The sequence below is a fragment of the Mucilaginibacter sp. genome, assembly GCF_036383575.1.
GTDB lineage: Bacteria > Bacteroidota > Bacteroidia > Sphingobacteriales > Sphingobacteriaceae > Mucilaginibacter.
Map to the genome: position 1 here is coordinate 1 of NZ_DASVOB010000810.1, position 4,711 is coordinate 4,711.

4 protein-coding genes are annotated in these 4,711 nt (G+C 43.9%); all 4 read right to left on the reverse strand.

Annotated elements, in window-relative coordinates:
- A partial coding sequence (locus VF500_RS28800; protein ID WP_330862958.1) for a Mur ligase domain-containing protein occupies positions 1-680 on the reverse strand: 680 nt, incomplete at its 3' end.
- A gap of 53 nt (positions 681-733) precedes the next feature.
- Complete coding sequence (gene murG, locus VF500_RS28805; RefSeq protein ID WP_330862959.1) at positions 734-1,837, reverse strand: undecaprenyldiphospho-muramoylpentapeptide beta-N-acetylglucosaminyltransferase; 1,104 nt, start codon at positions 1,835-1,837, stop codon at positions 734-736.
- A 78-nt stretch (positions 1,838-1,915) separates the two neighbouring features.
- The gene (locus VF500_RS28810) at positions 1,916-3,100 is read right to left on the reverse strand and encodes an FtsW/RodA/SpoVE family cell cycle protein (RefSeq protein WP_121231729.1); all 1,185 of its coding nucleotides are present in this window, start codon (positions 3,098-3,100) and stop codon (positions 1,916-1,918) included.
- Between the two features lie 98 nt (positions 3,101-3,198).
- Positions 3,199-4,593 (reverse strand): UDP-N-acetylmuramoyl-L-alanine--D-glutamate ligase, encoded by a 1,395-nt coding sequence (murD, locus tag VF500_RS28815; RefSeq protein ID WP_330862960.1) that lies wholly within the window; start codon positions 4,591-4,593, stop codon positions 3,199-3,201.
- Positions 4,594-4,711 lie beyond the last annotated feature (118 nt).

A 4,711-nucleotide genomic window follows, 5' to 3' on the forward strand; every position in this document is an offset into this window, starting at 1 on the left:
GGCAAACCATTTTTATGTATCAGTGTGCCACCCGGTTTTATCTGCGAAGCAAACAATCTGAATGATTCGGTCAGGTGAGCATGATCCCCATAGATATCCAAGTGATCGGCATCCATTGATGTAATGATAGCAACATCCGGATACAGTGTAAGAAACGAACGGTCGTACTCATCAGCTTCAACCACCATTACATTGTTTTTGCCGTAAAGAACATTGGTTTGGTAGTTTGATGAAATACCGCCCAAAAATGCAGAGCAATCATTACCCGATGCCTTAAGCAAATGTGCCACCATGGTTGAGGTGGTAGTTTTGCCATGCGTACCGGCAACAGCAATAGTAAACGAGCTTTTACTGATCAATCCTAAAACCTGCGAGCGTTTGAACAGTTCAAAACCATGATTTTTGAAATAGTTAACTATATGCGAATCCTTTGGTACTGCAGGCGTATAAATAATAAGCGTATCGCTGCAGGGTTTCTGAAAACTCATGGGAATATAATCCGCATGATCCTCAAAAACAACCTGGATCCCTTCGTTGTGCAACTGGTTTGTTAAGTCAGTCGACGTTTTGTCATATCCGCAAACAATGCAACCCAAATGATGGAAATAGCGGGCCAAGCCGCTCATACCGATGCCGCCTATGCCTATGAGATAAACTCTTTTTATATCGTGCAGTTCCATTTTCAATTTGTTTAAAAAAGGCCCTCCTCCCTTTGGAAGAGGAGGACCATCATTTAATTGTTACTTATAATTTGGATAAGTTCCTTTGCTATAACTTCATCGGCATTTGGCATGGCCATTTTACCAATGTTATTGCTCAATTTCTTTTGCAGGTCGCGGTCTTCCAGTAATTCAAGCGCCCGGTCAACCAGTTTTGTCTCAGCATCTCTGTCGGCAACAAAAACGGCTGCGTTTTCATGCATCAGCGCTAACGCGTTTTTTGTTTGATGATCTTCGGCCACATTTGGCGAAGGCACCAGGATCACCGGCTTTTTGATGGCACACAGCTCGGCTATTGTACCAGCCCCAGCCCTTGATATAATGATATCGGCTGCAGCATAAGCCAGGTCCATCCGGGTTAAAAACTCCCTGATCTGCAGATCGGGATGATAATTTTCGCCCAGCTTTTCGATGATACCTTTATAATAAAACTTGCCGGTTTGCCATATCACCTGTACATCGGCAGCAAGCAGTTTATCAATACCATTCATGATACTGTTGTTCAGCGTACGCGCCCCAAGGCTGCCGCCTGTTATCAGTATCGTTTTTTTAATGGCCGATAAGTGATACAACTCCAAAGCCTGCATGTGCTTACCGGCAATGTTCACCGCATCCTTGCGGATAGGGTTACCGGTTTTGATGATCTTATCGGCAGGGAAAAATTTCTCCATACCATCAAAAGCCACACAGATCTTTTGGGCGTGTTTACCCAACCATTTATTGGTGATACCAGCATACGAGTTTTGCTCCTGTATGAGGTAAGGTATTCCTTTTAACGATGCAGCATAAAGCAACGGCCCCGAAGCATATCCACCTACACCAACCGCGGCATCGGGCTTAAAATCTTTAATGATCTTGATAGCCTTGCGCACGCTGTTGGCCAGCTTAACAGGGAACATTAGGTTTTTAACAATGGAGCCACGCTGGATCCCCTGAATATCCAACCCGATGATCTTATAACCCGCCGCCGGAACCTTATCCATTTCCATGCGCCCGTTAGCACCTACAAACAGGATCTCGGTTTTGGGATCAATATTTTTCAAAGCATTGGCAATAGAGATAGCCGGGAAGATATGTCCCCCTGTTCCGCCACCGCTTATGATTATCCTTTTTGACATGCTTTTAATATTTAACTTAAATCCTATTCCTAACCTTGTTTATAACTAATCTCTTATCTCCAACCACTAATCACCAGCTTACGCCGTCCTGATCTCTCCTACTATAATCTTATTAGGCCCCGTATTATCTTCTTTTATAGTTTTATCTTTCTTAGGTTCTTCAATATCCTTACTTACTGAAAGTATAATACCAAAGGCGATACTTGTAAACAATATCGATGTTCCTCCCATACTTACCAGCGGCAGTGGCACACCCGTTACCGGGCCCAGACCAACGGCTACGGCCATATTAGCAAACGCCTGTATGGTTAAGCTGAAGCTTAAGCCGCAGGCCAGCAAAGCTCCAAATGCTTTTGGCGCCTTCGTTATGATCTTGATACATCGATACAGTAGGAAAACATAGATCCCTACCACAATTATCCCTCCTACCAGGCCATACTCTTCAACTATGATGGCATAAATTTCATCAGAGTATGATTCAGGCAGGTAGTTTCTTTCGGTGCTGTTCCCGGGGCCTTTTCCAAATATGCCGCCTGTTGCAATGGCAATCTTGGCATGATCACTCTGGAATGACTTATCAGCCTTTGCCAGTTCCGGGTGCATAAATACCTTCATACGCGATACATAAGTATGCCTCCGCGGACCAAGGAAAATTACACCCAGCAACAATATAAACCCGGCAGCACAGGTAATAGCAATTTGCCTGATACTGATACGGCCGATAATCAATAGCAATATGCTAACCCCAAACAGCATCAAGGCTGTTGAAAGGTTGGCCAGCGCTATCAGGATAAACACCACACATACCGAACCCATGATAGGCAAAAAGGATTCTTTAACATCCTTAATATTTTCCTGCTTGCGCGATAATGTACGGGCCAGGTAAGTGATCAAAGCCAGCTTAGCCAAATCCGAAGTCTGGAAGCTTAATCCTGTTCCGGGAATAGCTATCCAGCGGCTGGCATTATTGATATGACTACCAAAAACCAGCGTATACAGCAACAGCGGAATGGTAACGATCATCATCACCTTCGAGATCCCGGCATAATAACGATAATCAAGCTTGTGCGAAAAATACATCAGTGCAATACCGCCCACTATCATGAACACGTGTTTCATGAGGATGATCTCCACACCTTTACCCTGCTTAAATGCCAGCGTACCAACCGAGCTGTATACCGCCAACAAGGATATAACAGAAAGCAATATGACTATAAGCCATATCCAGCGATCTCCTTTTGTATTTTCTAATATCCTATGCATAATAACTCTCTGAACCTTGATTTTTAGGATTTTGGGATTGCCCTGATCCTGAATTTTACCTTACCCTTTTATCATCTGCGCATCTGAAATCCGCACATCTATAATTCCTTTACTGCCTCTTTAAACTGTTGGCCGCGGTCTTCGTAGTTTTTAAACAGATCGAAGCTGGCGCAAGCCGGGGATAGCAATACCGTATCGCCTTTGGTTGCCAGGTGGTAAGCCACTGTTGCGGCTTCCTGGGCCGATGCTGTGTTAACTATAATATCAACCATATCATCAAAGGCCTCATGGATGCGTTTGTTATCCTTGCCTAAACACACAATGGCTTTTACTTTTTGCCTAACCAGGTCATTAAGCATGCTGTAATCATTTCCTTTGTCAACACCACCCAATATCAATACCACGTCGCTGGTCATGCTTTCCAAAGCGTACCAGGTTGAGTTAACGTTGGTAGCCTTTGAATCGTTAATGAAGCGGATGCCTGATATATTGGCAACAAACTCCAGGCGGTGCTCAATGCTTTTAAAGTTGCCCATGCTCTCCCTCATCGTTTCGTTGCGCAGCTCCAACACCTTTGCTACAATACCCGATGCCATGGAGTTGTAAATGTTGTGTTTGCCTTGCAGGGCCAGTTCTTGAATTGACATTGTAAAATGTTCTTGTTTTGTGTTTATGACAATATTGTCGTTACTATCCAGGTATGCGCCCGGTTCAAATTTTTGCTGTATGGAAAACGGCAACAGCTGTGCCCCGAACGTTCGCTCCCTCATGCCTTTAATGGTTTCAGGATCATCGGCACAATAAATAAAATAATCGGCCGCTGTTTGGTTCTGGGTTACACGGAATTTTGATGCCGCGTAGTTTTCCAGTTTATAGTCGTACCTGTCCAAATGGTCAGGCGTAATGTTTAATAATACTGCTATGTCAACTTTAAATTTGAACATATCGTCGAGCATAAAGCTGCTTAACTCCAGCACATACCAGTCAAACTTTTCAGTAGCTACCTGGTAGGCAAAACTTTTACCGATGTTACCGGCCAACCCAACATTTAAGCCTGCATTATGCAGGATGTGGTAGGTTAAACTGGTGGTAGTGGTTTTACCGTTTGATCCTGTGATCCCTATGATCTTTGCATCAGTATACCTCCCGGCAAACTCAATTTCAGATATCACAGGAATCCCTTTTTCATGCAGCTTTTTAATGATCGGCGCCTTATCGGGAATCCCTGGGCTTTTGATCACTTCAGTTGCGTTCAGGATCAGTTCTTCCGTATGTTGTTTCTCTTCAAAAGGAATTTTCCAATCTTCAAGCTGCTTTTTATAGTTATCGGCAATGCCGCCAAAATCCGACACAAAAACATCAAAGCCCTGCTGTTGCGCAAGGTATGCCGCCCCAACACCGCTTTCACCGGCACCGAGGATGACTAACCTCACCCCGGCCCTTTCCAAAGGAGAGGGAGTTGATTGGGTTGATATTTTATTGTCCTGATTCATTCTTTATTTTCTTTTGGGATTTCACCGATTGTTTGATGATTTCACCGATTCTCTTTTCTTTCTTGTCTCTTGACGCTTGATTTCCTGACTCTCGATCTCTTGTCTCCTAACCTCTAAT